This window comes from Ciceribacter azotifigens (assembly GCF_048159625.1).
GTDB lineage: Bacteria > Pseudomonadota > Alphaproteobacteria > Rhizobiales > Rhizobiaceae > Allorhizobium > Allorhizobium azotifigens.
Genome location: NZ_JBLQTA010000011.1, coordinates 89,760 through 113,572 on the forward strand (window position 1 = coordinate 89,760; position 23,813 = coordinate 113,572).

Genomic DNA, 23,813 nt, shown 5'->3' on the forward strand with positions numbered 1-23,813 from the left:
CCCACCGTTTCTACATTCGTGACAGGCCCGAAATGGCCTGCTGAGGCTGAAATGGAGGCGAGGAGACCATGACTGACAACCGCGGAGAGGGTCTCGAAGAGCGTCGCAGGCGCCTCGCTGCCGAACTGGCGGAGAGGAAGCGCGAAACGGGGATCGAAGAGGCTGCAGAGAAGAGCGCCGAGCAGAGCCGCAAGGGGTATGCTCAGGCGATGAAACTCTCCAGCGAGTTCATTTCCGCGATCGTCGTCGGTGCACTTCTCGGCTATCTCTTCGACCGTTTTGTCGGCACGGCACCGTGGGGCATGATCGTGTTCCTGCTGCTCGGTTTCTGTGCCGGTGTGCTGAACGTCCTTCGTTCGGCGGGCATGGTGTCGGCGCCGCATCCGGCGGACCGTGCCGCGCGGGCGAAAAACGAGCGTCAGGACGGCGAGAGCCGTTCGGATCAAAGGTAAGGAAATGCCCGTCAACGGCGGGCCAGAGCGAAAGAGACCCGAAGGTGTCAAACGATCCGACCCATCAGTTCCTGGTTCAGAAGATTGTACCGATCGAGATCGGCGGGATTGACTTTTCCTTTACCAATTCTTCGCTGTTCATGGTTGCGACGGTCGCTGCGGCGTCCGGCTTCCTCTACTTCTCGACTTCGAGCCGCGGTCTGATCCCGACCCGCATGCAGTCGGTTGCCGAAATGTCCTACGAGTTCATCGCCTCGATGCTCCGGGAGGGCGCCGGTAGTCACGGCATGAAGTTCTTCCCGATGGTCTTCTCGCTGTTCATGTTCGTGCTGACCGCGAACCTGCTCGGCATGATGCCCTACTTCTTCACCGTGACGAGTCAAATCATCGTGACCTTCGCGCTCGCGATCTTCGTCATCGGCACCGTGCTGGTTTACGGCTTCTACAAGCACGGCCTGCACTTCCTCAATCTCTTCGTCCCGAGCGGTGTGCCGGGTGCGCTTCTCCCGCTGGTCGTGGCGATCGAAATCATCTCGTTCCTGTCGCGCCCGATTTCGCTTTCCGTGCGTCTGTTCGCCAACATGCTGGCAGGCCACATCACGCTCAAGGTGTTCGCAGGCTTCGTCGCCTCGCTCGGAACCCTTGGCGCTCTTGGCATCGGTGGCGCCGTCCTGCCGCTGATTATGACCGTCGCGTTGACCGGTCTCGAGTTCCTCGTCGCCTTCCTGCAGGCTTACGTCTTTGCGGTGCTGACTTGCATGTACCTCAACGATGCAATTCACCCTGGCGGGCACTAAGGATAACCACATTGGTGCTCTCGGGCGCCAGTCATTCGCCGCAACAACCCATTCGAAGGAGTTCATTCATGGAAGCGGAAGCAGCAAAGTTCATCGGCGCAGGTTTGGCTTGCTTTGGCATGGCCGGCACGGCTCTGGGCCTCGGCAACATCTTCGGCAACTATCTGTCCGGCGCGCTGCGCAACCCGTCTGCCGCTGACAGCCAGTTCGGCCGTCTGGTATTCGGCTTCGCCGTTACGGAAGCTCTGGGCATCTTCTCGCTGCTCATCGCTCTCCTCCTCCTGTTCGCCGTCTGATATCGTCAGAGGTTCGGGATCACGGCACGCCCTGCGGCGGCCGTGATCCTTCGCATTCGTAGTACACCTGGAGGTGAGCATGTTTGTGACCCCCGCCTATGCCGAGGAAGTTCCGGCAGAGGGACAGACCCACACGGAGACCGGCGTCGCCCCTCAGACGGGCGAACTCCATACGGAGACTGGCGTCCCCTCCGAAGCGGGCCACGGCGGTGGCGTTTTCCCGCCATTCGACCAGACCACCTATCCGTCGCAGCTTCTGTGGCTGGTGATCACGTTCGGCCTTTTCTACATGCTCATGCAGAAGGTCATCGTGCCGCGCGTCGGCGGCATCCTGGAAAACCGGCACGACCGGATCGCCCAGGATCTCGACGAGGCCGCCCGTCTGAAGTCCGAGGCCGATGCGGCCATCGAGACCTACGAACGGGAGCTCAGCGCCGCCAGGGCAAAGGCCGGACAGATCGCATCCGAAGCGCGTGACGCCGCCAAGGCCAAGGCCGACGCCGAACGGGCCGCCATCGAGGCGGAACTTGCCGGCAAGGTCGCAGCCGCCGAAGCCCGGATCGCCGACATCAAGGCGAAGGCATTCGCCGAAGTCGACGCCATCGCAGGCGAGACGGTGACCGCGATCGTCGAGAAGCTGATCGGTGCCAAGATCGCAAAGACCGAGGTCAAGTCGGCCGTTGCCTCCGTGACCGGCAAGCAGGAGGGTTGATCCCATGCAATTCGACGCAACATTCTTCGCCTTCGTCGGTCTCGTCCTGTTCTTCGCCCTGGTTATCTACCTCAAGGTTCCGGGCATGGTTGCCAAGTCGCTCGACGAACGCGCCGACAAGATCCGCGGCGAGCTGGCTGAAGCCAAGCGCCTGCGCGAAGAGGCCCAGCACGTGCTGGCCGAATATCAGCGCAAGCGCAAGGAAGCCGAAGCGGAAGCAGCAGGCATCGTCGCTGCCGCCGAACGCGAGGCCGCCATGCTGACCGCCGAGGCCAAGCAGAAGACCGAGGAGTTCGTGACCCGCCGCAATGCGCTCTCCGAACAGAAGATCAAGCAGGCTGAAACGGATGCGATCAACGCCGTCCGCGCCGCCGCGGTCGATCTTGCGATCGCAGCCGCCGAGACGATCATCGTCAAGAAGGCCGATGCCGCCGTCCAGGACGACCTGATCAAGAGCGCCGTGGGCGAGGTCAAGTCCCGCCTGCAGTAACAGCGGTCGCATCTGAGAATTGACGAAAGCCGGGCCCTGTCCCGGCTTTTTTCATGTCTGAAATTCAATGGACGACATCGCGGTTCCGGCCGCGCTCGGTACTCAGAGAGCGATCTCGACCTCGAGCTCGGTCTCGTCCTCGCCGTCGATACGGAATGGCCGGAAACTCATCCGGTGCAGAAGGCAGGGACCGTGGAGCGCGATCGCCATGCGGTGCTTCTCCGTGCCGTAGCCCGCATGGGCCTCGAAGCCGTAATGGGGAAATACGCTTGCGGCCCGCGCCATCATCCGGTCGCGTGTGACCTTGGCGACGATCGAGGCCGCGGCGATCGAGAAGGAGCGGGCGTCGCCCTTGACGACGGCCTTGCCGCGGCAGGAAAGCCCGTCCGGCACGTCGCGCCCGTCGGTGAGCACGAAGCCGGCCGGCAAGGCGAGCCCGGCAACCGCCCGCCGCATCGCATCGAGGCTTGCCTTGCGGATGTCGCGGCTGTCGATGTGACGCGCACAGGAGGAGGCGATCGAGACCGTCGCGCAGGAGAGGATCGTCTCGAACAGCGTCTCCCGCTGCGCCGCGGTCAGCTTCTTCGAATCGTTGAGGCCGGGCGGAATGTTGTCCGGGTCGAGGATCACCGCTGCGGCGACCACCGGTCCGGCCAGAGGTCCGCGGCCCGCCTCGTCGGTTCCGGCGATCCCGGAATAGCCCTCACGGACGGCGAGCCGTTCCAGCTCGAAATCAGGTCCGGCTGGCAGCTCGGCGAAAAGGCCTGGAGAATCGGGCGGCGTGCGACGCTTCATGGCGGCACTGATCGCACGCCGACCCGACTTCCTGCAAGTCCCCGGCCCGGATACGGGACACTATGTCCCGCATCCGGTGCGGCTCCGGGGACTTATCCGGCGCGTGGGGATAGGGGCAACCCGCGCCGGAAAGCAAATGGCCGGCCCCAGGCGACGCGGAGGCGGCGTCGTCCGGGGCAGGGCACGGCGAGAAAGTCTCCCGCCATGCCGGACATCGTCTCAGAGCAGCGAGAGCTGCACGCCGCTTCCGTTCGGCGGCACGAAGAGGTCGTCGCGCAGCTGCATGCTGCGCCGCCCGAGCCCCAGCCGCTTCGTCGCCATCTCGAAGCGCCGGCTGATCTGCCAGGCATAGGGACCTGCGCCCTTCATCCGCTTGCCGAACTCGGCGTCATAGTCCTTGCCGCCGCGCATCGAGCGCACCAGCGACATCACGTGCCGATAACGATCGGGATAGTTCTGCAGCAGCCAGTCGCGGAAGAGCGGGCTTACCTCCAGCGGCAGGCGGAGCAGGACGTAGCTCGCCTCGCACGCGCCCGCGGCCTTGCCGGAATCGAGCACCCGCTCGATCTCGTGATCGTTGAGTGCCGGGATCACCGGCGCCATCATCACGGCCGTCGGAATGCCGGCCTCCGACAGCCGGCGGATCGCCTCGAGCCGTCGCGTCGGGGTGGAAGCGCGCGGCTCCATGGTCCGCGCCAGCTTGCGGTCAAGCGTCGTCACCGAGATCCCGACCTTTGCCAGCCCCTTCTCGGCCATCGCCGCGAGGATGTCGATGTCGCGGGTGACCAACGCCGACTTGGTGACGATGGCGACCGGATGGTTCGCCTTCTGCAAGACTTCGAGCACCTGCCGCATGATCCGCCACTCGCGTTCGATCGGCTGGTAAGGATCGGTATTGGTGCCGATCGCGATCGTCCGCGGCTTGTAGCCGGGCTTGGCGAGTTCCCGCTCCAGGAGCCGCGGGGCATCGGGCTTGGCGAAGAGCTTGCTTTCGAAATCGAGGCCCGCCGAGAGGCCCATATAGGCGTGCGTCGGCCGTGCGAAGCAGTAGATGCAGCCGTGTTCGCAACCGCGATAGGGGTTCACCGAGCGATCGAAGGGAATGTCGGGGGATTCGTTGCGGGTGATCGCCGTGCGCGGCTTCTCCACCTGCACCTCCGTCCGGAACGGGGGCATGTCCTCGAGCGTCGTCCAGCCGTCGTCATAGGCGACCCGCTCGGTCGGCTCGAACCGGCCTCCTGGGTTCATGCTCGCGCCGCGCCCACGCCGCCGCTGGATGTCGACCCGAAGGCCCGACGAGTTCACCAGAGCATCGGCAATATCCGCCGTATTGGCAGGCTGGAACGCAGCCTGCGCCACAAGAGACAATTCGTTCATTGTAGGCTCCAGAGGGGCCATTGCCCCGTTCGATGAATAGATTCCTAGCGCGGAAATGAGAACATTACAAGAACAAAAATGCGAAATGTCGCAGTGGCAATGTTTTGGGCAAGGCGATAATGTCGTGCCATGTTGACTGTCATCATGGAATGCCGGGATCAGGAACCGGAGCTTGCGCAGACGCTCGCCGTGCTCGTCGCCGGCGCGATCGACGGTCTCGTCAGCGATGTGGTGGTGCTAGACCACGGTTCGAGCGACGGAACGGCGCAGTTGGCCGAGGCGACGGGGTGCCGGTTTTATAGGCAGTGGAACATGGCGGAGATCCTGAATGCCGCCCGCGGCGACTGGATTCTGCTGTTCGAGCCGGGCGCGCGGCCGCAGAACGGCTGGATCGAGGAGATCTGCGAATACGTCGCCTCGTCGCGCAAGCCGGCGCAGTTCTCGGCCTCGCGCCTCCACCGGCGGCCGTTCTTGCAGCGGATCGGCCGTCGGCCGCCTCTTGAGCAGGGCCTGCTGATGACCAAGGGCGAGGCGCTCGCGGCGGCGACATCGGCCGGCGACCTCGACCATATCGCCCGCGGCCGGAAGGCGCAGCGACTGTCGAGCGAACTCGTCCCGTCTTGGGTCGCACGGCAGAACCGCCGCCCGGCAGTGTGAGCAGGCAAGGCGGTCAGGCGAGGGCTGTTCGGCTCAGCCGCGGCGCAGGTGTTCGTCGAGCCGCGGCATGATTTCCACGAAATTGCACGGCATGTGGCGGTAGTCGAGCTGCCATTTCAGGATGCCGTCCCAGGCGTCCTTGCAGGCGCCGGGCGAGCCGGGCAGCACGAAGATATAGGTCGCGTTGGCGACGCCGCCGGTGGCGCGCGACTGGATGGTCGAGGTGCCGATCTTGTCGTAGGAGAGCCGGTGGAAGACCTCGGAGAAGCCATCCATCCGCTTCTCGAACAGCGGCTCCAGCGCCTCCGGTGTTACGTCGCGGCCGGTGAAGCCGGTTCCGCCGGTGGTGATGACGACATCGATCTCCTGCGACAGCGTCCAGGCATGCACCTGGTCGTAGATGCGGTCGCGGTCATCGGGAACGATCGCCCGGTCGACCAGCCTGTGGCCGGCTTCGGTGATCCGTGCCACAAGGGTGTCGCCCGACTTGTCATCGGCCAGCGTACGCGTGTCCGAAACCGTGAGCACGGCGATTCCCACGGGAATGAAGGGTCGCGTCTCGTCGAGCCGGTTCATGAAGTCTCTCCTGCAACTGTTCGGGTCGCTTCAAAATACCAGCGCGGCTGCTGGCGCGAAAGGTGGCTGACGGCCGCTCTGGCCGCGGCATAATCGCCGTAGAGGCCGAAGCAGGTGGCGCCGGAGCCGGACATCCGGACGAACGCGGCGCCGCTTCCGGCAAGCATGTCGCAGACGTCGCCAATCTCCGGCAGCAGGGCACGCGCGGGCACCTCCAGATCGTTGCGCAGCGTGGAGAGCCACGCGATCCAGGCTTCGTGGTCAGCGACCTGCGGAGGCGACGAAATCGGCGGATTGTCCTTCCTGTCGAGCCGGCGAAAGACCTCCGGCGTCGAGACCGCCTTCAGCGGATTGGCGAGCACCATGGCGAAGGAGGGCATATGGGGGAGGGGTGTGATCGCCTCGCCGATGCCGCTAGCTCGGAGCGGCCGAGACTCGAGGCACATCGGAACGTCCGCCCCGAGCCGCAGCGCGACCGCCGCGAGGTCGCTCGCGGGCAGGTCCGCATTCCAGAGCCGCAGCAGTCCGCGCAGAGTCGCGGCGGCGTCGGCCGACCCGCCGCCGATCCCGGAGGCAATCGGCAGGTTCTTTTCGAGCGTTATTTCGACGGGGGGCGTATCCAGACCGCGGCTGCTCAAAGCCTCTCGCAGGAGGTCGCGCGCCTTCGTGACGAGATTGTCGCCGGTCCCTTTCGGATCGGCCGCAAGGGTCGCGCCGAAGCGACCGGAGAGCGAAAGACTATCCTCGCTTGCGGCGGCAAAGGTCAGCCGGTCCCCCGCTTCGGCAAAGGTCACGATGCTGTCGAGCAGGTGATAGCCATCCTCGCGCCGCCCGGTGACGTGCAGCGCGAGATTGATCTTGGCCGGCGCCGCCTCGACGACCCCGGTGGAGATCACGGGTCCGGCGGAGGGCATGGATTACGACTTCTTGTCGGCTTCCGTCCGCGGCGGTTCGGGATCGGCTTCCGGGGCCGCCTTCGCCGCATCGGCTGCGAGCGGCGGCAGGCCCTTGTCGATCTTTGCCTGGATCTTGGCGATCTGGTCCTTCTCCGGATCGGAGGCGAGTGCGCGCTTCCACTGGTAGGTGGCTTCGAGCTTGCGTCCGACGCGCCAGTAGGCGTCGCCCAGATGGTCGTTGATCGTCGCGTCGCCGGCCTTCAGCTCGGCCGCCCGCTCCAGCTCGGTCACCGCCTCGTCGAAACGGTTCATGCGGAAATAGGCCCAGCCGAGCGAATCGACGATGTAGCCGTCATCGGGCCTCAACTCGACCGCCTTGCGGATCATCTCGAGGCCCTCGCCGAGATTGCGGTTCATGTCGACCCAGGAATAGCCGAGATAGTTGAGCACCTGCGGCTGGTCGGGGTTGAGCTCGAGCGCCTTGCGGAAGCTCGGTTCCGCCTTGTCCCACTGCTTCAGCCGCTCATAGGCGATACCGCGCTGGAAGAAGACCGACCAGTCGCCGCGGCTGGGCTTCGGGCCGATCACCTCGACCGCCTTGTCGTAGTTGTCGGCCATGGCGGCATAGTCCTTCGCTTCCGAAAGCACGCTGCCGTAGGCGAGATAGCTGCGGATGTCACTCGGATCGGAGTCGATCAGCGACTTCAGGTGCTTGCGCGCCTCTTCCACCTTGCCGGTCTCGGCCAGCGTCAGGCCGAGCTGCAGCTCGGAAATGCGCCGCATTGGAGAGGTTTCGGGAACCTGCTTGTAGAAGCCGATCGCCCGCTCCGGCCGTTCGAGCTTCTCGGCGAGGCCGCCGAGCAGGATCAGCGTGTCGGCGCTCTTCGGCTCCAGCGCATGGGCAAGCTGCAGATAGAGCGTCACGGTCTCCTCGGCGCCGTCGCGGTTCAGCGCGCCGCCGATCGAGAAGAGAACGCCGGCCGCACCTTCGGTGGCGTTGGTCACCACGGGTTCGATGGGCTCTCCCTTGGCGATACGGTCGCGCAGGGCCTTGAAGGGCGCGAAGTTTCCGACAAGAGCATCGCCGGCCGCGATCGCATCGAGCGCCTTCTGCTTGTTGCCCTGCTTGGCTTCGAGTGCAGCCAGCGACATGACGGCCCGCACGAAGGTGTCGGGCGCGGTGGCGCCACCCTCGCGGTCGGTCACCGCCTCGTTGAGGTTGCGCCGCGCGGCGTCCGTATCGCCGGTGAGCATGGCGATCACGCCGGCATTGTAACGCTTGAAGATGCCGTACCAGTCGGGGCCTTCGAGGCCTTCCACCATGGCGAGCGCCTTCTTGCCCTCACCGGCGCCGACCGTCGTCCAGGCAACCAGAAGCGAATTCATCAGCCGGTCCAGATCGTTCGGACCCTGGTACTTCAGGATTTTCTCCGCCGTGGTGAATTCGCGGCTGCGGATCGCGTCGAGGCCGCGGGCAACCGTCGTCACCCGTTCGACGGCAACGTCGTTCTTCAGGTCGTTGGCGAATTTCACGCCCTCGTCGAAATCGCCGTTCATGAACAGCGCGATCATCAGCCGTTCGCGGATCTCCACATCGCCGGGGTTGAGCGCCAATGCCTTCTTGTAGAGCGGAATCGCGACATCATAGTCCCGTTCGGCGTCGGCCACCCGACCCGCGAGGAAGGCGCCGGAGAAGGTGTCGACGATGCCGGGATCGAATGTCTCCCCCTCGGCCGTGGGAGCGGTTTCCGTCTGCGCGTTCGCAACCGTGGCGGGCGACAGCGACAGCAGGAGCGCCACGGCGGTCCCGGTGATCAGACGAAGGGCAAGACTTTGCCGCATGAACGAGCCTTTCAACAAAGATAGCCGGAACGATCCGGCCGAAAACTTTCATCCGTCGAGACGATTCACGTACAGAATGGCTTTTTTGAAGCACAGCCGCAAGGCAATGCCGGTCGCCGATCAATTGACCCGCGCGATGCAGAAATCGATCACGTCGAGCAGCGCCGATTTCCATTTCGTATCCGGCAGCGGCGCCAGTGCGTCACGGGCGATGGTGCCGTAGTGCAGCGCGCGTGTAATGGTATCGCTGAGGCCGCCGTACTTGGAAATGAGGCCGAGCGCCTTTTCGAGCCGCGCGTCGTCGTTCTGGCCACTCTCGATCGCCTCGCGCCAGAACTCGCGTTCCGACGGCGTGCCGCGGCGATAGGCGAGAATGACCGGCAGGGTGATCTTGCCCTCGCGGAAATCGTCGCCGACATTCTTGCCGAGTTCGGAGGCCTTGCCGCCGTAATCGAGCGCGTCGTCGACGAGCTGAAAGGCGAGGCCGAGATTCATCCCGTAGGATTTCAGCGCGTTCCGCCCGGCGCGGTCGGCGCCGGCGATGATCGGGCCGACTTCGGCGGCCGCCGCGAAGAGTGCCGCCGTCTTGGCACGGATCACCTCGAGATAGTCGTCCTCGGTCGTCTCCATGTTCTTGGCGACGGAAAGCTGCAGCACCTCGCCCTCGGCGATGATCGAGGCTGCGGCGGAGAGCACGTCGAGCGCTTCCAGCGAGCCGACCTCGACCATCATGCGGAAGGCCTGGCCGAGCAGGAAGTCGCCGACGAGCACGCTCGCCTGGTTCCCCCAGATCATGCGTGCCGTGGACTTTCCGCGGCGCAGGTCGCTCTCGTCGACCACGTCATCGTGGAGGAGCGTTGCCGTGTGCATGAATTCGACGCTGGTCGCGAGCTTGACGTCGCCGTCGCCGGCATAGTCGAACATCGCAGCCGAGGCGAGCGTCAGCATAGGGCGCAGGCGCTTGCCACCGGAGGAGATCAGGTGGTTGGCGACTTCGGGAATCATCTGCACGTCGGAACCGGCCTTCGAGAGGATCAACTGGTTGACCCGTTCCATGCCGGCCTTGGTGAGGTCGACCAGCGGCTTGACGGACGCCTGTTTGTTTTTGTTTTCCTCAAGCGGTATGACTACGCCCAACGCACCGGACTCCTGTTTCAAAGCTGGCCCGACCATAAAAAGTGGCGCCTGCGACGGCAAGAGGCGAAATGGCCCCACGCGCTCCAATCGGCGAGGTTTTTTAGCAAAATGTACGAGATGATCCGCAGCAACGATCCCGTCTTGCTGTCCTTCGCCGAAAGCCTGATGAAGGACGCCGGAATCGCCTGCATGATTGCCGACCAGTCGATGAGCGTGCTCGAAGGATCGCTCGGCATGCTGCCGCGCCGGCTGCTGGTCGAGGAGGGCAGGGCGGACGAGGCGCGCAAGATCCTGATGGACGCCGGCCTCGCGGACGAATTGCGTGACGAGAAGGATTGATCCGATGACGGTTGCCACAGGGATCGTCGAAACCGTCGACGCCTTCCATCGCGGCCGCTTTCACCTCGTGCAGCCGAAGGGGCGCGGCCATCGCGCCGGCATGGATGCCATGCTGTTGGCATCCTTGGTCGACCATGCCGGTCCGTTCCGGCTCGCCGATCTCGGCGCCGGCGCCGGCGCTGCCGGGCTTGCTGTCGCCGCCCGGCTTCCGGAGGCTGAGGTTACACTCGTCGAACGCTCGGCGGAAATGCTAGGCTATGCCGCAAAGAGCCTCGCGCTGCCGGAAAATGCCGCGATCGCCCCGCGCGTCGACCTCGTCGAGGCCGACGTCACGCTCACGGGAAGAGCGAGGGCGGCGGCGGGGCTTGCCGACGACAGTTTCCACCACGTCATCATGAACCCGCCCTTCAACGACGTGCGCGACCGCCGCACGCCCGACAGCCTGAAGGCGGAAGCCCATGCCATGACCGGAGGGCTCTTCGAAGCCTGGATCCGCACGGCCGGCGCGATCATGGTGCCCGGCGGGCAATTGTCGCTGATCGCCCGCCCGGAATCGGTGGCGGAAATCATCGATGCCTGCGGCCGTCGCTTCGGCGGCATCGAGATCACGCCGGTCTATCCGCGTACCGGCGAGAATGCGGTGCGCGTCCTGGTGACGGCGATCAAGGGATCGCGGGCACGCCTCGCGTTCCGCTCGCCGCTTCTCATGCACGACGATCCTGAAAGCCACGCCTTCTCGGCCGATGTCGACGACCTGAACAACGGCCGCAAGGCCTATCTGCGCAAGGGCTAGGGCCGGTCGTCACTCGAGCAGGAAGTCGGAGGCGAGCTTCAGGTTCAGCACGGTGATGAGGAGCGCCATCGCAAGTGCCACCATGGTCAGCCAGCGGGGTGCGGTGAGCCCGCCCATCTTGCGACGGTTGGCCGTGATCAGCACGAGCGGGAAGACGGCGAACGGCAGTTGCAGGCTGAGCACCACCTGGCTCAGGATCAGCAGCTCGCCGGTGCCGCGCTCCCCGTACCAGATGGCGACGAATGCTGCCGGCACGATTGCCAGTGCTCGGGTCGCGAGCCTGCGGATCCACGGCTTCACCCGCATCCGCACGAAGCCTTCCATGACGATCTGGCCGGCGAGCGTCGCCGTCGCCGTCGAATTGAGGCCGCTGCACAGGAGCGCGATGCCGAACAGGAGAGGCGCCACGGTCGAGCCGAGGAGCGGGGCGAGCAGCGCATGCGCGTCTCCGAGTTCGGCGATCCCGAAATTGCCGGAAGTGTGGAAGGCAGCCGCCGAGAGGATGAGGATCGCCGCATTGACGAGCAGCGCGAAGAACAGCGCCAGCGTGGAATCGATGGTGGCGAAGGAGAGCGCCTCGCGCCGGCCTTTCGGGCTCGAATCGTATCTGCGCGTCTGCACGATCCCCGAATGGAGATAGAGATTGTGCGGCATGACGGTCGCGCCGAGAATACCGATCGCGATGTAGAGCATCTGCGGATCTGAGACGATCTGCGAAGACGGCAGGAAGCCGCGGGCGACCGCGCCGGCATCGGGGGCCGCGAGCGAGAGCTGGATGGCGAAGCTCGCGCCGATGACGGCGGTGAGCGTGATCACGAAGGCTTCGATCCAGCGGAAGCCGAGCCGCTGCAGCAGAAGGACCAGGAAGACGTCGCTCGCCGTCACGATGACGCCGATCTCGATCGGCATTCCGAAGATGAGTTTCAGGCCAATGGCGGTGCCGATCACCTCGGCGAGGTCCGTCGCGATGATCGCGATCTCGGCGAGGATCCACAACCCGTAGGCAATCGGTGGGGGATAGGAATCGCGGCATGCGCGCGCCAGGTCGCGGTCGGTGGCGATGGCAAGCCGCGCGGCCAGCGATTGCAGGAACATCGCCATGACGCTGGAGAGGAGGACGACGAACAGCAGCGTATAGCCGTAGCGAGCGCCGCCGGAAAGCGATGTCGCCCAGTTGCCGGGATCCATGTAGCCGACCGCGACCAGGTATCCGGGGCCGAGAAAGGCGAGTGCCCGCCGCCAGAATGGCCGGCTGCTGCGGACCTCGATCGAACCGTGGATCTCCGCAAGCGCGGGTTCGCCAAGCTCGCTGCGCCATCCGGGCGACTGTGTCGGTCGCGCTGCCGTTTCAGTCATCCGGCTTCCTTCTTGCGATGCGTCAAGTTCTATATTGAGACTAATTTGCAGAAACCTAATGAGCCGATCGAAGCCTGGCAAGGGGTGGCGGGAGCCGGGCCATTGTTGTTTTTCACCGGAAGACTTACATGGACGGCCTGACGACCTGTAAGCGTATATGAAGGGCTGCCCGATGCCGAATTTTCTCGATCGCCTGTTGCCGAAACGGTTCCGCAAGAAGGGAACGGTGATCCCGGTCGTCCGCCTGCAAGGGACGATTGCCGCCGGCGGTTCCAGGTTCAAGCCGGCGCTCAATCTCGCAAGCGTGGCGCCGATGCTGGAGAAGGCGTTTTCGAAGAAGGATGCGCCGGCCGTCGCCATTACTATCAATTCGCCGGGCGGATCGCCGGTTCAGTCGCGGATGATCTTCCAGCGCATCCGGGCGCTCGCCGAGGAGAAGGGCAAGACGGTGCTCGTCTATGTCGAGGACGTCGCGGCCTCCGGCGGCTACATGATCGCGCTTGCCGGCGACGAGATCGTCGCCGACCCGTCCTCGATCGTCGGCTCGATCGGCGTCGTCTCCGGCGGTTTCGGCTTCCCTGAACTTCTGAAGAAGATCGGCGTCGAGCGCCGCGTCTACACCGCCGGCGAGAACAAGGTGATCCTCGATCCGTTCCAGCCGGAGAAGGAAAGCGACATCGAATACCTGAAGAGCCTGCAGGTGGAGATCCACACCATCTTCATCGAGATGGTGAAGGCGCGCCGCGAAAGCCGCCTCGCCGACGAACCGGGCATCTTCTCCGGGCTCTTCTGGACGGGCCGCCGCGGCCTGGAACTCGGCCTCGTCGATCGTCTCGGCGGCATGCGGGAGGACATCAAGCGCCGCTACGGCAAGGATGCGAAGCTGGAGCTCGTCAGCGGCGCCAAGGATTTCTTCGGCAGGCGGCTTCCGGGCGTTTCCGCCTTCGCCGCACCGGATGCGGAACAGATCGCCGCAGCCGCCGTAGGCGGGCTTGCCGAAGTGCTGGAAGAAAAGGCATTGTGGGGTCGCTACGGCCTCTGAGGTCGAGATAGGATACGGGAACGGAACGCATGGCGCAGTTGATCCTCCTGCTACTGCTGGTCGGCGGCGCAATGCTGCTCTATCGCCGCTTCGTCGCAGATGCGGAAAAGCTCTCCGCCCGCTCGAAGCAGGCGGAGCGCGAGCGCGAGACCGGCGCCATGGGAACCCTGATAAAGGACCCTAAAACCGGCGAGTACCGCGTCAAGCGGGAAGGGGAATAGGGGGCGTCTCCGCCCCCTCAGCTTGCCGGCAAAGGTCGCCGCGACCAGTGCGGCTTCGCATCCGCCGTCACCCCGGCCTTGAGCCGGGGACCAGCAACGGCGCGTCCGCGCCGTGAAAGATTCTTTTGCGATCAATGGCTTGATCGCGCTGGATACCGGCTCGGAGGCCGGTATGACGGGCGCCTTGCGCTTGCGCCGCAGATCATCGAAAGCCTCGACTGCAGGTTTGCGAGGGGCCTGGAGACGCAGTCGCCCCTCACAATCCGAGATCGGACAGCGACGGATGGTCGTCGGGCCTGCGACCGAGCGGCCAGTGGAACAGGCGGTCGGCTTCCTTGATCGGGAGATCGTTGATCGATGCATGTCGGTGCGTCATCAGCCCGTTCGCATCGAACTGCCAGTTCTCGTTGCCGTAGGAGCGATACCAGTTCTGTGCGTCGTCGTGCCATTCATAGGCGAAGCGCACCGCTATGCGGTTCTCCCGGAACGCCCAGACTTCCTTGATCAGCCGGTAGTCGAGCTCGCGTCTCCACTTGCGCGTGAGAAACGTCACAATCTCCTCGCGGCCGGTCACGAAATCCGCGCGGTTGCGCCAGCGGCTGTCGGGGCTGTAGGCGAGCGAGACGCGCTCGGGATCGCGGCTGTTCCACGCATCTTCGGCGGCCCGGACCTTCTGGCGCGCGGTTTCCTCGTTGAAGGGCGGAAGGGGAGGGCGTTGGTTCGACATGACTGCTCCTTTCTGTATAGACAGGTCTGTCTATACACTTGACCTGTACAGGTCTGTCTGTCAAGAACGGTCATGACCGGAACAAAGACGAAATCGGCGACCCCTGCGCGGGACCGCATCCTGGAAACGGCGAAGCGCCTGTTCTACCGCAACGGCATCCGTGCCACCGGCATCGATACGATCATCGCCGAAGCCGGCGTCGCCAAGATGTCGTTCTACAACAACTTCCCCTCCAAGGACGATCTGGTGCGGGCCTTCCTCGCCGCGCGCCACGAGGCCTGGATGGCCGCGTTCACCGACCGGGTGGAAGAGCATATCGAGGCGCGCGGCCTTGCCGCGCTCGCCTTCGCGCTCGACGAATGGTTCGCCGAGCCGGATTTTCGCGGCTGTGCCTTCATCAACACCGTCGCGGAATTCGGGCAAGAATTCGAGGGTGCCATGCGCCACAAGGTCGAGCTGGAGGAGTATGTGCAAGGTATCGCCAACCGCCTCGGCCTCTCAGCACCGGAGCGGGTCGCCGGCGAGGCGATGATCGTCATCGAGGGTGCGATCGTGCGCGCACAGATGGGGTTCCGCGAAGGATTGCGGGATCAGGCGGTCTCGCTGCTGCAATGGGTCGAACGGGGCGCGAGAGGCTGACGTCGCCGCGGCGCAGACTCTTGACCCGACCGGCCGGGCGTGGCACTGACCCCGGTAACCTCCTGATCCAGCAAAGACCGGCTTTCACCATGTCCGATATTCCTGCCCACATGGACCCCAAGCGCTCCTTCCAGGCGCTCATCCTGACGCTGCACAACTACTGGGCCGACAAGGGTTGCGCCGTCCTGCAGCCCTACGACATGGAAGTCGGCGCCGGCACCTTCCATCCGGCGACGACGCTTCGCGCGCTCGGCCCGAAGCCGTGGAAGGCCGCCTATGTCCAGCCCTCGCGCCGCCCCTCCGATGGCCGCTACGGCGAAAACCCCAACCGTCTTCAGCACTACTACCAGTATCAGGTGATCCTGAAGCCGAACCCGTCCAACCTGCAGGAGCTCTATCTGGGTTCCCTGAAGGCGATCGGCCTCGATCCGCTGCTGCATGACATCCGCTTCGTCGAGGACGACTGGGAAAGCCCGACGCTGGGCGCCTGGGGCCTCGGCTGGGAATGCTGGTGCGACGGCATGGAAGTCTCGCAGTTCACCTATTTCCAGCAGGTCTGCGGCATCGAATGCTCGCCGGTTGCCGGCGAACTCACCTACGGCCTCGAGCGCCTCGCCATGTATGTGCAGGGCGTCGACAACGTCTATGATCTAAACTTCAACGGACGTGAAGGCGAGGAGAAGATCTCCTACGGCGACGTCTTCCTGCAGGCCGAGCAGGAGTATTCGCGGCACAATTTCGAATACGCCAACACCGAGATGCTGCACCGCCATTTCGAAGACGCGGAAAAGGAATGCCAGGCGCTTCTCGCCGCCGGCAGCCCTTCCGAGCCCGGCGCGCTGCACAAGTGCGTGCTGCCGGCCTATGACCAGTGCATCAAGGCCTCCCACGTCTTCAACCTGCTGGACGCCCGCGGCGTGATCTCGGTCACGGAGCGCCAGAGCTACATCCTCAGGGTCCGTACCCTCGCCAAGGCCTGCGGCGAAGCCTTCCTGCTGACGGATGCCGGCGGGGCGAATCTCGGCAAGGCCGCGTGACGCCGAGCCGGTCCCTGCCGGCTCCTGCCTTCGCCCGGCGGCTCGACCGGGCGCGCCGCCTCTGGGAATGGCTTGCCCTCGCCACCGGCGCGCTGATCGCCGTCAAGGTCGTCTCCTATCTCTATCTTGCGTTCGCGAGCTACGTGGTCGAACGCACCGGATCGCGGGTCACCGCAGGAATTGACAGCCCTGCCGTGCGGACCTGGTTTTCGATCGAGATCGGGTGGGACGCCGCGGTGATCTTGCTGGGCGCCGTGCTCCTCATCGTCTGGCTCCGGCTGATCTGGCTTTCCGTCGTGCTGGCCGAACGAATTGCGCCCGGCAGCGTGCGCTATCCGCCATGGATGGCGGTCACCGGATTCCTCGTTCCGATCGTCAATCTCTGGATGCCGGTCTACACGATGAGCGACCTCGATGAGTTCTGCGCGCGGGAAGAGGGACGGTCCACTGCGCCCTTTCCGTTGCAGCCCGCCCTGATCGTCACGCTCACGCTGGCCGCGTTCCGATTGGACGCCGCCAGTTTCGATATTTCCGGGTCCGCGCCGATGGACATGGCGAGTGCGCGAACGGCGCTGCACCTCGTTGCCGCCGGCGGTGTCGGCAAGCTCCTGTTGCTGCTTGTCTGCGACGGCTTCCTGCGGGCGATCCGTCCCGGGCAGGAGATCGCCCTCGCCGATCTTTCCAGCCGCGAACGGGCATGGAGCCGGACGGGCGCAGATCGCGCAGATTCTCGATGACAGTCGCCGCAAGGCCCTAGAATGGCTGGTGACTTTCCGCGCCGGGACGCATAAGGTCCGGCATTGTTCGCCCTCGCCGGAGCATGGAAGATGTATACTATTCTCGCGATACTTGTCGCCCTCGTTCTTTATGCAGTTTTCATCTACAACGGCCTCGTCAAGGCCCGGCAGATGGCCGAGGAGGCCTGGTCCGGGATCGACGTGCAGCTGAAGCGCCGCGCCGACCTCATCCCGAACCTCATCGAGACGGTCAAGGGCTATGCCGGCCATGAGAAGTCGACGCTCGAGGAAGTCGTCGCGCTGCGCAACAAGGCGCAGGCCGTGCCCGCCGGCGACGTCGAGGGGCGTGCTGTCGCCGAAGGCCTGCTCGGCCAGGCGCTCGGCCGGGTGATCGCGCTCGCGGAAGCCTATCCGGACCTCAAGGCCAACCAGAACTTCCTGGAACTGCAGCGTTCGCTCGAAACCATCGAAGGCGAAATCCAGATGTCGCGCCGCTATTACAACGGCGCCGCGCGCGACCTGAACGTCCGCATCGAGAGCTTCCCGTCGAATCTCGTCGCCGGCCAGTTCGGCTTTGCCAAGAAGCCCTATTTCGAGATCACCAACGAGGCCGACCGCGCCGTCCCGACGGTAAAGTTCTAAGTTGAGCGCTCCCGCAGGCGGAGCGCGACCGAGACAAGACGCATGACGACAGACAGACTGACCATCATTCCGCCCGGCCATCCGCTCGCCGGGCGGGTGAGCCCTCCGGGTTCGAAATCGATCACCAATCGCGCACTACTGCTCGCCGGACTTGCGAAGGGGACGAGCCGTCTCACCGGCGCGCTGAAGAGCGACGACACCCGCTACATGGCCGAGGCGCTGCGGGCGATGGGCGTCACCGTCGAGGAGCCCGATGCGACGACCTTCGTCGTCACGAGTTCCGGCGAGCTGAAACCGCCGGCCGGTCCGCTCTTCCTCGGCAATGCCGGCACGGCCACGCGCTTTCTCACCGCGGCGCTGGCGCTCGGCCGCGGGCACTATGTGGTCGACGGCGACGAGCACATGCGCAAGCGTCCGATCCGGCCGCTGGTCGATGCGCTTCGTTCCCTCGGCGTCGCAATCGAGGCGCCGACCGGCTGCCCGCCGGTCACCATCGACGCCACCGGCGCCTTTGCGGAAAACGGCGTGGTGATCGATGCCGGCCTGTCGAGCCAGTATGTCTCCGCGCTCCTGATGGCAGCCGCCTGTGCGGATGCCCCCTTCGAGATCGCCCTTGCCGGTGCCGATATCGGCGCGCGCGGCTATATCGACCTGACGCTTGCCGCCATGCGCGCCTTCGGTGCGCGCGTCGAGCAGCCGACGCCCGCCTCCTGGCGGATCGCGCCGACCGGCTATACGGCGACCGACTTCCACATCGAGCCGGATGCCTCTGCCGCCACCTATCTCTGGGCCGCGGAAGTATTGACCGGCGGAAAGATCGACATCGGCACACCGGCCGGCGAGTTCACCCAGCCGGATGCGAAGGCGCACGATGTCATCGCCGCCTTCCCGTCGATGCCGGCGGTGATCGACGGTTCGCAGATGCAGGATGCGATCCCGACGATCGCGGTGCTCGCGGCGTTCAACGACAAGCCAGTACGCTTCACCGGCATCGCCAATCTTCGCGTCAAGGAATGCGACCGGGTGCGCGCGCTGTCGACGGGCCTGAACAATATCCGTCCCGGTCTCGCGGCGGAGGAGGGGGACGACCTTCTCGTCTTCTCCGATCCGGCACTCGCCGGCCAGAGCCTGCCGGCTGCGATCGACACCTTCGCCGACCATCGCATCGCCATGAGCTTCGCGCTTGCCGGACTGAAGATTTCCGACATCACCATTCTCGACCCCGGCTGTGTCGCCAAGACCTATCCCGATTACTGGGATGCGTTGGCCTCCCTCGGCGTCCAATACAAGGCGGGATAATCGACCGTGAAAACGCTCTTCGGCCTCCTCTTCACGATGTTTCTCTCGCTGGCCCTCGTGAGGGGGGCTGCAGCCGAAGAGGTCATTCGCTCCTACCATGCCGACATCGAGGTCGCTGCCGACGCGACCCTGACGGTGAGGGAAACGATCACCGTCAACGCTGAGGGCAACGAGATCCGGCGCGGCATCTTCCGCGATTTTCCGCTCTATGCCGTCGATGACGCCGGCCGCCGCACGAAGGTCGATTTCGAGCTCCTTTCCGTCGAACGTGACGGCGAGCCCGAGGCGAACCATACCGAGACCATCTCCGGCGGCATCCGCATCTATGCCGGCTCGGCCGAAACCTTCCTCTCGCCGGGGGAATATACCTATCGCTTCACCTACAAAACCGGCCGGCAGATCCGCTATTTCCAGGATCACGACGAGCTCTACTGGAACGTCACCGGCAATGGCTGGCAGTTCCCGATCGAGGAGGCGAGTGCCACGGTCTCGCTTCCGGACGGCGCGACGCCGACGAACACGGCCGTCTATACCGGCCCGCAAGGCTCGACGGAGAGCGATGCCCGCGTGGTGCCCGGCAGTGGCGGGTTGGAGTTCGAGACGACCCGCGCGCTCGGCCCTCAGGAGGGGCTGACCATCGTCCTCGGCTTCCCGAAAGGCGTCGTCGCCGCACCGACCGCCGGGCAGAGCCGGTGGTGGTTCCTGCGCGACAACATCAACGCGATCCTCGGCTTCGGCGGGCTCTTCCTGGTCTTTGCTTATTACCTGCGTTCATGGATCGCCGTCGGCCGCGATCCGGACGGGGGCGTGATCGTGCCGCGCTGGGATCCGCCGGAGGGCATTTCGCCGGCGCTCGTCAACTACATCGACAACAAGGGTTTTTCCGGTGCCGGCTGGACGGCGCTCTCCGCCTCGCTGATTGATCTTGCCGTCCACGGCTATGTCGAGCTCGACGATCTGGAAAAGTCGATCGTCGTGCGGCGCACCGGCAAGGCCGCGCCGACAACGCTTCCGGCCGGGCAGGCGAGCTTGCTTGTCGAGCTCGGCGAAGCGGGCAGCACCTTCACCATCGACAAGGCGAACGGCAAGCGGGTCGAGAGCGTGGGCCGCAAGTTCCGCAGTGCCATCGAGAAGGAGCATCGCGGCAAATACTACCGCGCGAACTCCGGCTATTTCGGCGGCGGCGTGGCGCTCAGCATCGCGGCACTCGTGGCGCTCTTCGTCTTCGGAACGCTCGAGGAGGACACGATCGGGCTGATGTTCATCCCGACCTTCTTCTCCGTCTTCTTCGGTGCCTTCGGGGTGGCGATCGGCAAGGGGATGAGCCGCAGTTCCTCGCTCCTCTCGAAGATCGTCTCGATCGTGGTGCTGACCGTGATCGGCTTTGCCGCCTTCACCATCCTCGTGCTCGTCCTGGTGACCGCCGTCTTTGAGCTCGCCGACGCCGGACAGACGGAAGTGGTGTTGGCCGTCGGCGCCATCGTGCTGCTCAACGTCCTCTTCTTCTTCCTGATGGGCGCGCCGACGCCGATCGGCCGCAAGATGATGGACGGCATCGAGGGCCTGCGCACCTACATGACGCTCGCCGAAAAGGACCGGCTCAACATGCAGGGCGCACCGAAAATGTCGCCGAGTCACTATGAAACCCTGCTGCCCTACGCCGTCGCGCTGGGCGTCGAAAAGCCCTGGACCAGCACCTTCGAGACCTGGCTTGCCTCAGCCGCCGCCGGCGCCGCCGCGGCGAGCTACCAGCCGGCCTGGTACCACGGCGACCTCTCGCGCGGTGTCGGCGACCGCATCGGCGGCTTCTCCTCGGCGATGGCCTCCACCATGGCCTCGACCATCCCGCAGCCGGTCAAGAGCTCGTCCTCCGGCTTCTCCTCGGGCGGCGGCTTCTCCGGCGGCGGCGGTGGCGGAGGCGGTGGCGGAGGGTGGTAAGTGGCTGCCCGGCGCCGAATTGAATTGCTTTATGTATCATGACGTGATACATAGCTAAGACGCAGGATGATGCGATGATAAGGTCCTACGCCTCGGCGATGACCGAGATGATCGCCGCCGGCGAGGCGCCGAAGGGATTTCCAGCCGATCTGCTGCGCCGTGCCGTGGTCAAGCTGACGTTAATCGACAACGCGGTCAGCCTGCACGATCTGGCGAGTCCTCCCGGTAACCGCCTGGAGGCGCTAAAGGGCAATAGGCAGGGGCAGCATTCCATCCGCATCAACGATCAGTGGCGGATCTGCTTCGTCTGGGTGAACGGCGGGGCGGAGAAGGTCGAGATCGTCGACTATCATTGAGCGAGGCAAGGAGGATGAAGGATATGGTCGTGGCACTGCCTCCGGTTCATCCGGGCGAAATATTGCGGGATGAGTTTCTTCAGCCGCTAGGCCTGAGCGCCGGCGCTCTTTCGAAGAAGCTGAACGTCCCGCGCACGCGCATCGAGCGGCTGGTTGCCGAGCAGACGGCGCTGACGCCCGATACCGCCCTGCGCCTTGCCCGCTTCTTCGACACCTCGCCGCAATTCTGGATGAACCTGCAGACGAGTTATGACCTCAAGGTGGAGGCGACCGCCAAGGCGGAAGAGATTGCCGCAATCCCCGTCATGAGCGCCGCATAGCCGGGCGACGACCTCCGCGCAACATTGCGCAATTTCCCGTATTGCCGGATGACTTTTCGCGCCGGGCTTGCTAAGTCCGCGGCAACCCAGGCAACAAACAAAAAAGTCAGTTCCATGCCCGATCTTCTGCTTGAACTCCGCTCCGAGGAAATTCCTGCCCGCATGCAGCGCAAGGCCGCGGGCGACCTGAAGAAGCTCGTGACCGACGCGCTGGTCGAGGCGGGGCTGACCTATGAGGGTGCGCGCGAATACTGGACGCCGCGGCGCCTTGCCCTCGACATCCGCGGGCTCACCGCCCGCTCCGCCGATGTCCGCGAGGAGAAGAAGGGGCCGCGCGTCGATGCGCCGGAAAAGGCGATCGAGGGTTTTCTGCGCGGCGCCGGTCTTTCCGACGTCTCTCACGCGCAGGTGGTGAGCGATCCGAAGAAGGGCGATTTCTACGTCGCCTTCATCGAGAAGCCCGGCCGTCCCGCCGAAGAAATCATCGCCGCCGTCATGCCGGGCATCATCCGCGATTTCCCCTGGCCGAAGTCGATGCGGTCGGGTTCTGCGTCCATGCCGCGGGGCCTGTCCTACGGCGGCATCGAGGGCAAGGGCAGCGAAAGCCTGCGCTGGGTGCGCCCGCTGCAGTCGATCGTCTGCACCTTCGGCACCGAGCATGACGAAGTTGCCGTCATCCCCTTCGAGATCGACGGCATCGTGGCAAGCAACGTCACCTACGGCCACCGCTTCCATGCGCCGGAGGCGATCACCGTCCGGCGCTTCGGCGATTACGTCGCGAGCCTCGAAAAGGCGAAGGTCGTGCTCGACACCGAACGCCGCCGCCAGATCATCGCGCAGGATGCCGCAAACCTCGCCTTTGCCAACGGCCTCGACCTCGTCGAGGACGCCGACCTGCTGGAAGAGGTCTCCGGCCTCGTCGAATACCCGCACGTGCTCCTCGGCACTTTCGAGGAGGACTTCCTCTCGATCCCTGCGGAAATCATCCGCCTGACGATCAAGACCAACCAGAAGTGCTTCGTCACCCGCCCGCATGGCGAGGCGGAAAAGCTCTCGAACCACTTCATCCTCGTCTCCAACATCGAGGCGAAGGACGGCGGCAAGGAGATCATGCACGGCAACGGCAAGGTGGTGCGCGCCCGTCTCTCCGACGCGCTGCATTTCTGGAAGCGCGACCAGGGCGACCTGCCGGACCTCGACACGCTGAAGGCTTCGGCCGAGAAGTTCGGCCTCGACCTTGCAAAGCCGCTCGACCAGCGCATGGCCAAGCTCGATGCGCTGAACGTCACCTTCCACGCCAAGCTCGGCAGCCAGGGCGAGCGCGTCGCCCGCATCCGGGCGCTGGCGAAGGAACTGGCGCCGATCGTCGGCGCCGATGCCGCCCTCGTCGACCGCGCCGTGGTGCTGGCGAAGGCCGACCTGCGCACCGAGGCTGTCGGCGAATTCCCCGAACTGCAGGGCGTCATGGGCCGCAAATATGCATTGCTGCAGGGCGAGCACGAGAGCGTCGCCGCGGCGATCGAGGACCATTACAAGCCGCAAGGGCCCTCCGACCGCGTGCCGGACGACAAGGTCGCGATCACAGTCGCGCTCGCCGACAAGCTCGACACGCTCACCGGCTTCTGGGCGATCGACGAGAAGCCGACCGGCTCGAAGGACCCCTTTGCGCTACGCCGCGCTGCGCTGGGTGTGGTGCGGATCATTCTGGAGCGGGGGATTCGCATCGGGCTTTCGAGTGTTGCCAGAGATTCTGACCTTCTCTCCTTCTTCCACGACCGCCTGAAGGTTTACCTGCGCGACCAGGGCGCCCGCCACGACATCATCGATGCGGTGCTCACCCCCGAAGCCGACGACCTCCTGATGGTCGCCCGCCGCGCGGAAGCGCTGACGGCGTTCATCACCTCCGAGGACGGCATCAACCTGCTCGCCGGCACCAAGCGCGCCACCCAGCTTCTTGCCGCCGAGGAGAAGAAGGGCACCGTCGTCGCCGACGCCGTCTCCGAAGCGCTGCTGACGCTCGATGCCGAAAAGGCGCTCTACGCTGCAATCAGGGTCGCGACTGCGGAAGCTGCCGAGGCGGTGGCAAAGGAAGACTTCCGCTCCGCCATGCAGGCGCTGTCAAAGCTCCGCGCGCCGGTCGACACCTTCTTCGACGACGTGCTGGTGAATGACGAGGATGCCGCGATCCGTGCCAACCGCCTGGCGCTGCTGAAAGCGATCCGCGAGGCGACCGGCACCGTCGCCGACTTCTCGAAGATTTCGGGCTAGCCTCTCCCCCCTGCGGGAGAGGAAGAAAAATCAGCATCTTAGCTTCGGCTAAGTGCTAGATTTTTCAGCTGA

The 23,813-nt window shown here is 64.9% G+C and carries 27 protein-coding genes; 19 read left to right on the forward strand and 8 right to left on the reverse strand.

The genetic code is table 11. The features are described 5' to 3' along the window. Positions 1-68: 68 nt before the first annotated feature. The 5 genes from ACM6UT_RS16010 (at position 69) to ACM6UT_RS16030 (ending at position 2,747) form a co-directional block, all read left to right on the forward strand. On the forward strand, positions 69-452 hold the full coding sequence (locus tag ACM6UT_RS16010) for an AtpZ/AtpI family protein (RefSeq protein ID WP_416798339.1): 384 nt from the start codon (positions 69-71) through the stop codon (positions 450-452). A 44-nt stretch (positions 453-496) separates the two neighbouring features. Then, positions 497-1,249 (forward strand): F0F1 ATP synthase subunit A, encoded by a 753-nt coding sequence (locus ACM6UT_RS16015; RefSeq protein ID WP_129334490.1) that lies wholly within the window; start codon positions 497-499, stop codon positions 1,247-1,249. Positions 1,250-1,317: 68 nt separating this feature from the next. After that, the gene (locus ACM6UT_RS16020; protein ID WP_046796018.1) at positions 1,318-1,545 is read left to right on the forward strand and encodes a F0F1 ATP synthase subunit C; all 228 of its coding nucleotides are present in this window, start codon (positions 1,318-1,320) and stop codon (positions 1,543-1,545) included. Between the two features lie 79 nt (positions 1,546-1,624). Then, positions 1,625-2,257, forward strand: coding sequence for a F0F1 ATP synthase subunit B (locus tag ACM6UT_RS16025; protein WP_416798340.1), 633 nt, complete (start codon positions 1,625-1,627; stop codon positions 2,255-2,257). 4 nt (positions 2,258-2,261) lie between these two features. Next, positions 2,262-2,747, forward strand: a complete 486-nt coding sequence (locus ACM6UT_RS16030; RefSeq protein WP_416798341.1) for a F0F1 ATP synthase subunit B — start codon at positions 2,262-2,264, stop codon at positions 2,745-2,747. A gap of 102 nt (positions 2,748-2,849) precedes the next feature. Here ACM6UT_RS16030 and ACM6UT_RS16035 read toward each other — a convergent pair whose 3' ends face one another. Together ACM6UT_RS16035 and ACM6UT_RS16040 are read right to left on the reverse strand one after the other, a co-directional pair. Further along, a complete protein-coding gene (locus ACM6UT_RS16035) occupies positions 2,850-3,542 on the reverse strand; it encodes a ribonuclease HII (protein ID WP_416798342.1) in 693 nt (230 codons plus the stop codon). A gap of 219 nt (positions 3,543-3,761) precedes the next feature. Continuing rightward, on the reverse strand, positions 3,762-4,919 hold the full coding sequence (locus tag ACM6UT_RS16040) for a PA0069 family radical SAM protein (RefSeq protein ID WP_416798343.1): 1,158 nt from the start codon (positions 4,917-4,919) through the stop codon (positions 3,762-3,764). 129 nt (positions 4,920-5,048) lie between these two features. On the opposite strand from ACM6UT_RS16040, the gene ACM6UT_RS16045 reads away from it, so the two are divergent. Continuing rightward, the gene (locus tag ACM6UT_RS16045) at positions 5,049-5,576 is read left to right on the forward strand and encodes a glycosyltransferase family protein (protein ID WP_416798344.1); all 528 of its coding nucleotides are present in this window, start codon (positions 5,049-5,051) and stop codon (positions 5,574-5,576) included. Between the two features lie 33 nt (positions 5,577-5,609). On the opposite strand, the gene moaB is transcribed toward ACM6UT_RS16045, so the two are convergent. The 4 genes from moaB to ACM6UT_RS16065 form a co-directional block, all read right to left on the reverse strand. Then, entirely contained in the window at positions 5,610-6,152 is a 543-nt protein-coding gene (gene moaB, locus ACM6UT_RS16050) for a molybdenum cofactor biosynthesis protein B (protein ID WP_416798345.1), read from the reverse strand. Continuing rightward, positions 6,149-7,066 (reverse strand): 4-(cytidine 5'-diphospho)-2-C-methyl-D-erythritol kinase, encoded by a 918-nt coding sequence (locus tag ACM6UT_RS16055; RefSeq protein ID WP_416798346.1) that lies wholly within the window; start codon positions 7,064-7,066, stop codon positions 6,149-6,151. The genes moaB and ACM6UT_RS16055 overlap by 4 nt, the downstream gene beginning before the upstream one ends. Before the next feature lie 3 nt (positions 7,067-7,069). Further along, positions 7,070-8,890, reverse strand: coding sequence for a tetratricopeptide repeat protein (locus ACM6UT_RS16060; protein WP_416798347.1), 1,821 nt, complete (start codon positions 8,888-8,890; stop codon positions 7,070-7,072). Between the two features lie 120 nt (positions 8,891-9,010). Further along, positions 9,011-10,027: a polyprenyl synthetase family protein gene (locus ACM6UT_RS16065; RefSeq protein ID WP_416798348.1), complete on the reverse strand. Its 1,017-nt coding sequence runs from the start codon at positions 10,025-10,027 to the stop codon at positions 9,011-9,013. A 108-nt stretch (positions 10,028-10,135) separates the two neighbouring features. Here ACM6UT_RS16065 and ACM6UT_RS16070 point away from each other — a divergent pair, with 108 nt between their 5' ends. Together ACM6UT_RS16070 and ACM6UT_RS16075 are read left to right on the forward strand one after the other, a co-directional pair. Further along, positions 10,136-10,366 carry a putative signal transducing protein gene (locus ACM6UT_RS16070; RefSeq protein ID WP_129334500.1) on the forward strand — a complete coding sequence of 77 codons (231 nt, stop codon included), beginning with the start codon at positions 10,136-10,138 and terminating at the stop codon, positions 10,364-10,366. 4 nt (positions 10,367-10,370) lie between these two features. Beyond that, the gene (locus ACM6UT_RS16075) at positions 10,371-11,159 is read left to right on the forward strand and encodes a tRNA1(Val) (adenine(37)-N6)-methyltransferase (protein ID WP_416798349.1); all 789 of its coding nucleotides are present in this window, start codon (positions 10,371-10,373) and stop codon (positions 11,157-11,159) included. Between the two features lie 9 nt (positions 11,160-11,168). On the opposite strand, the gene ACM6UT_RS16080 is transcribed toward ACM6UT_RS16075, so the two are convergent. Continuing rightward, the gene (locus ACM6UT_RS16080) at positions 11,169-12,515 is read right to left on the reverse strand and encodes an Nramp family divalent metal transporter (RefSeq protein ID WP_416798350.1); all 1,347 of its coding nucleotides are present in this window, start codon (positions 12,513-12,515) and stop codon (positions 11,169-11,171) included. 172 nt (positions 12,516-12,687) lie between these two features. Between ACM6UT_RS16080 and ACM6UT_RS16085 the strand changes: the two genes are divergently transcribed. After that, positions 12,688-13,557: a S49 family peptidase gene (locus ACM6UT_RS16085; protein WP_416798351.1), complete on the forward strand. Its 870-nt coding sequence runs from the start codon at positions 12,688-12,690 to the stop codon at positions 13,555-13,557. Between the two features lie 29 nt (positions 13,558-13,586). Further along, positions 13,587-13,778, forward strand: a complete 192-nt coding sequence (locus tag ACM6UT_RS16090) for a hypothetical protein (protein ID WP_416798352.1) — start codon at positions 13,587-13,589, stop codon at positions 13,776-13,778. 256 nt (positions 13,779-14,034) lie between these two features. On the opposite strand, the gene ACM6UT_RS16095 is transcribed toward ACM6UT_RS16090, so the two are convergent. Continuing rightward, positions 14,035-14,505: a nuclear transport factor 2 family protein gene (locus ACM6UT_RS16095; RefSeq protein WP_416798353.1), complete on the reverse strand. Its 471-nt coding sequence runs from the start codon at positions 14,503-14,505 to the stop codon at positions 14,035-14,037. A gap of 72 nt (positions 14,506-14,577) precedes the next feature. On the opposite strand from ACM6UT_RS16095, the gene ACM6UT_RS16100 reads away from it, so the two are divergent. From ACM6UT_RS16100 to glyS, 9 genes are all read left to right on the forward strand, one after another. Next, on the forward strand, positions 14,578-15,144 hold the full coding sequence (locus tag ACM6UT_RS16100; protein ID WP_416798354.1) for a TetR/AcrR family transcriptional regulator: 567 nt from the start codon (positions 14,578-14,580) through the stop codon (positions 15,142-15,144). An 89-nt stretch (positions 15,145-15,233) separates the two neighbouring features. Further along, a complete protein-coding gene (locus ACM6UT_RS16105; RefSeq protein ID WP_416798355.1) occupies positions 15,234-16,181 on the forward strand; it encodes a glycine--tRNA ligase subunit alpha in 948 nt (315 codons plus the stop codon). Next, positions 16,178-16,918 (forward strand): DUF4328 domain-containing protein, encoded by a 741-nt coding sequence (locus ACM6UT_RS16110; RefSeq protein ID WP_416798356.1) that lies wholly within the window; start codon positions 16,178-16,180, stop codon positions 16,916-16,918. Before ACM6UT_RS16105 ends, ACM6UT_RS16110 begins: the two co-directional genes overlap by 4 nt. 90 nt (positions 16,919-17,008) lie before the next feature. Beyond that, positions 17,009-17,560: a LemA family protein gene (locus ACM6UT_RS16115; protein WP_416798357.1), complete on the forward strand. Its 552-nt coding sequence runs from the start codon at positions 17,009-17,011 to the stop codon at positions 17,558-17,560. A 42-nt stretch (positions 17,561-17,602) separates the two neighbouring features. After that, positions 17,603-18,859, forward strand: coding sequence for a 3-phosphoshikimate 1-carboxyvinyltransferase (locus ACM6UT_RS16120; protein WP_416798358.1), 1,257 nt, complete (start codon positions 17,603-17,605; stop codon positions 18,857-18,859). A 36-nt stretch (positions 18,860-18,895) separates the two neighbouring features. Continuing rightward, positions 18,896-20,797 carry a DUF2207 domain-containing protein gene (locus ACM6UT_RS16125; protein ID WP_416798405.1) on the forward strand — a complete coding sequence of 634 codons (1,902 nt, stop codon included), beginning with the start codon at positions 18,896-18,898 and terminating at the stop codon, positions 20,795-20,797. 74 nt (positions 20,798-20,871) lie between these two features. Next, on the forward strand, positions 20,872-21,153 hold the full coding sequence (locus ACM6UT_RS16130; protein ID WP_252833204.1) for a type II toxin-antitoxin system RelE/ParE family toxin: 282 nt from the start codon (positions 20,872-20,874) through the stop codon (positions 21,151-21,153). Positions 21,154-21,176: 23 nt separating this feature from the next. Continuing rightward, positions 21,177-21,473: a HigA family addiction module antitoxin gene (locus ACM6UT_RS16135; protein WP_416798406.1), complete on the forward strand. Its 297-nt coding sequence runs from the start codon at positions 21,177-21,179 to the stop codon at positions 21,471-21,473. Between the two features lie 114 nt (positions 21,474-21,587). Then, a complete protein-coding gene (glyS, locus tag ACM6UT_RS16140; RefSeq protein WP_416798359.1) occupies positions 21,588-23,741 on the forward strand; it encodes a glycine--tRNA ligase subunit beta in 2,154 nt (717 codons plus the stop codon). The last annotated feature ends 72 nt before the right edge of the window (positions 23,742-23,813 follow it).

Coding starts and splice junctions, on each gene's coding strand:
- ACM6UT_RS16075 (WP_416798349.1), top strand. CDS start 10,371: ATGACGGTTGCCACAGGGATCGTCGAAACCGTCGACGCCTTCCATCGC.
- ACM6UT_RS16070 (WP_129334500.1), top strand. CDS start 10,136: ATGTACGAGATGATCCGCAGCAACGATCCCGTCTTGCTGTCCTTCGCC.
- ACM6UT_RS16045 (WP_416798344.1), top strand. CDS start 5,049: ATGTTGACTGTCATCATGGAATGCCGGGATCAGGAACCGGAGCTTGCG.
- ACM6UT_RS16125 (WP_416798405.1), top strand. CDS start 18,896: ATGTTTCTCTCGCTGGCCCTCGTGAGGGGGGCTGCAGCCGAAGAGGTC.
- ACM6UT_RS16085 (WP_416798351.1), top strand. CDS start 12,688: ATGCCGAATTTTCTCGATCGCCTGTTGCCGAAACGGTTCCGCAAGAAG.
- ACM6UT_RS16130 (WP_252833204.1), top strand. CDS start 20,872: ATGATAAGGTCCTACGCCTCGGCGATGACCGAGATGATCGCCGCCGGC.
- moaB (WP_416798345.1), bottom strand. CDS start 6,152: ATGAACCGGCTCGACGAGACGCGACCCTTCATTCCCGTGGGAATCGCC.
- ACM6UT_RS16035 (WP_416798342.1), bottom strand. CDS start 3,542: ATGAAGCGTCGCACGCCGCCCGATTCTCCAGGCCTTTTCGCCGAGCTG.
- ACM6UT_RS16090 (WP_416798352.1), top strand. CDS start 13,587: ATGGCGCAGTTGATCCTCCTGCTACTGCTGGTCGGCGGCGCAATGCTG.
- ACM6UT_RS16115 (WP_416798357.1), top strand. CDS start 17,009: ATGTATACTATTCTCGCGATACTTGTCGCCCTCGTTCTTTATGCAGTT.
- ACM6UT_RS16095 (WP_416798353.1), bottom strand. CDS start 14,505: ATGTCGAACCAACGCCCTCCCCTTCCGCCCTTCAACGAGGAAACCGCG.
- ACM6UT_RS16100 (WP_416798354.1), top strand. CDS start 14,578: ATGACCGGAACAAAGACGAAATCGGCGACCCCTGCGCGGGACCGCATC.
- ACM6UT_RS16060 (WP_416798347.1), bottom strand. CDS start 8,890: ATGCGGCAAAGTCTTGCCCTTCGTCTGATCACCGGGACCGCCGTGGCG.
- ACM6UT_RS16040 (WP_416798343.1), bottom strand. CDS start 4,919: ATGAACGAATTGTCTCTTGTGGCGCAGGCTGCGTTCCAGCCTGCCAAT.
- ACM6UT_RS16135 (WP_416798406.1), top strand. CDS start 21,177: ATGGTCGTGGCACTGCCTCCGGTTCATCCGGGCGAAATATTGCGGGAT.
- ACM6UT_RS16105 (WP_416798355.1), top strand. CDS start 15,234: ATGTCCGATATTCCTGCCCACATGGACCCCAAGCGCTCCTTCCAGGCG.
- ACM6UT_RS16030 (WP_416798341.1), top strand. CDS start 2,262: ATGCAATTCGACGCAACATTCTTCGCCTTCGTCGGTCTCGTCCTGTTC.
- glyS (WP_416798359.1), top strand. CDS start 21,588: ATGCCCGATCTTCTGCTTGAACTCCGCTCCGAGGAAATTCCTGCCCGC.
- ACM6UT_RS16120 (WP_416798358.1), top strand. CDS start 17,603: ATGACGACAGACAGACTGACCATCATTCCGCCCGGCCATCCGCTCGCC.
- ACM6UT_RS16055 (WP_416798346.1), bottom strand. CDS start 7,066: ATGCCCTCCGCCGGACCCGTGATCTCCACCGGGGTCGTCGAGGCGGCG.
- ACM6UT_RS16080 (WP_416798350.1), bottom strand. CDS start 12,515: ATGACTGAAACGGCAGCGCGACCGACACAGTCGCCCGGATGGCGCAGC.
- ACM6UT_RS16010 (WP_416798339.1), top strand. CDS start 69: ATGACTGACAACCGCGGAGAGGGTCTCGAAGAGCGTCGCAGGCGCCTC.
- ACM6UT_RS16025 (WP_416798340.1), top strand. CDS start 1,625: ATGTTTGTGACCCCCGCCTATGCCGAGGAAGTTCCGGCAGAGGGACAG.
- ACM6UT_RS16020 (WP_046796018.1), top strand. CDS start 1,318: ATGGAAGCGGAAGCAGCAAAGTTCATCGGCGCAGGTTTGGCTTGCTTT.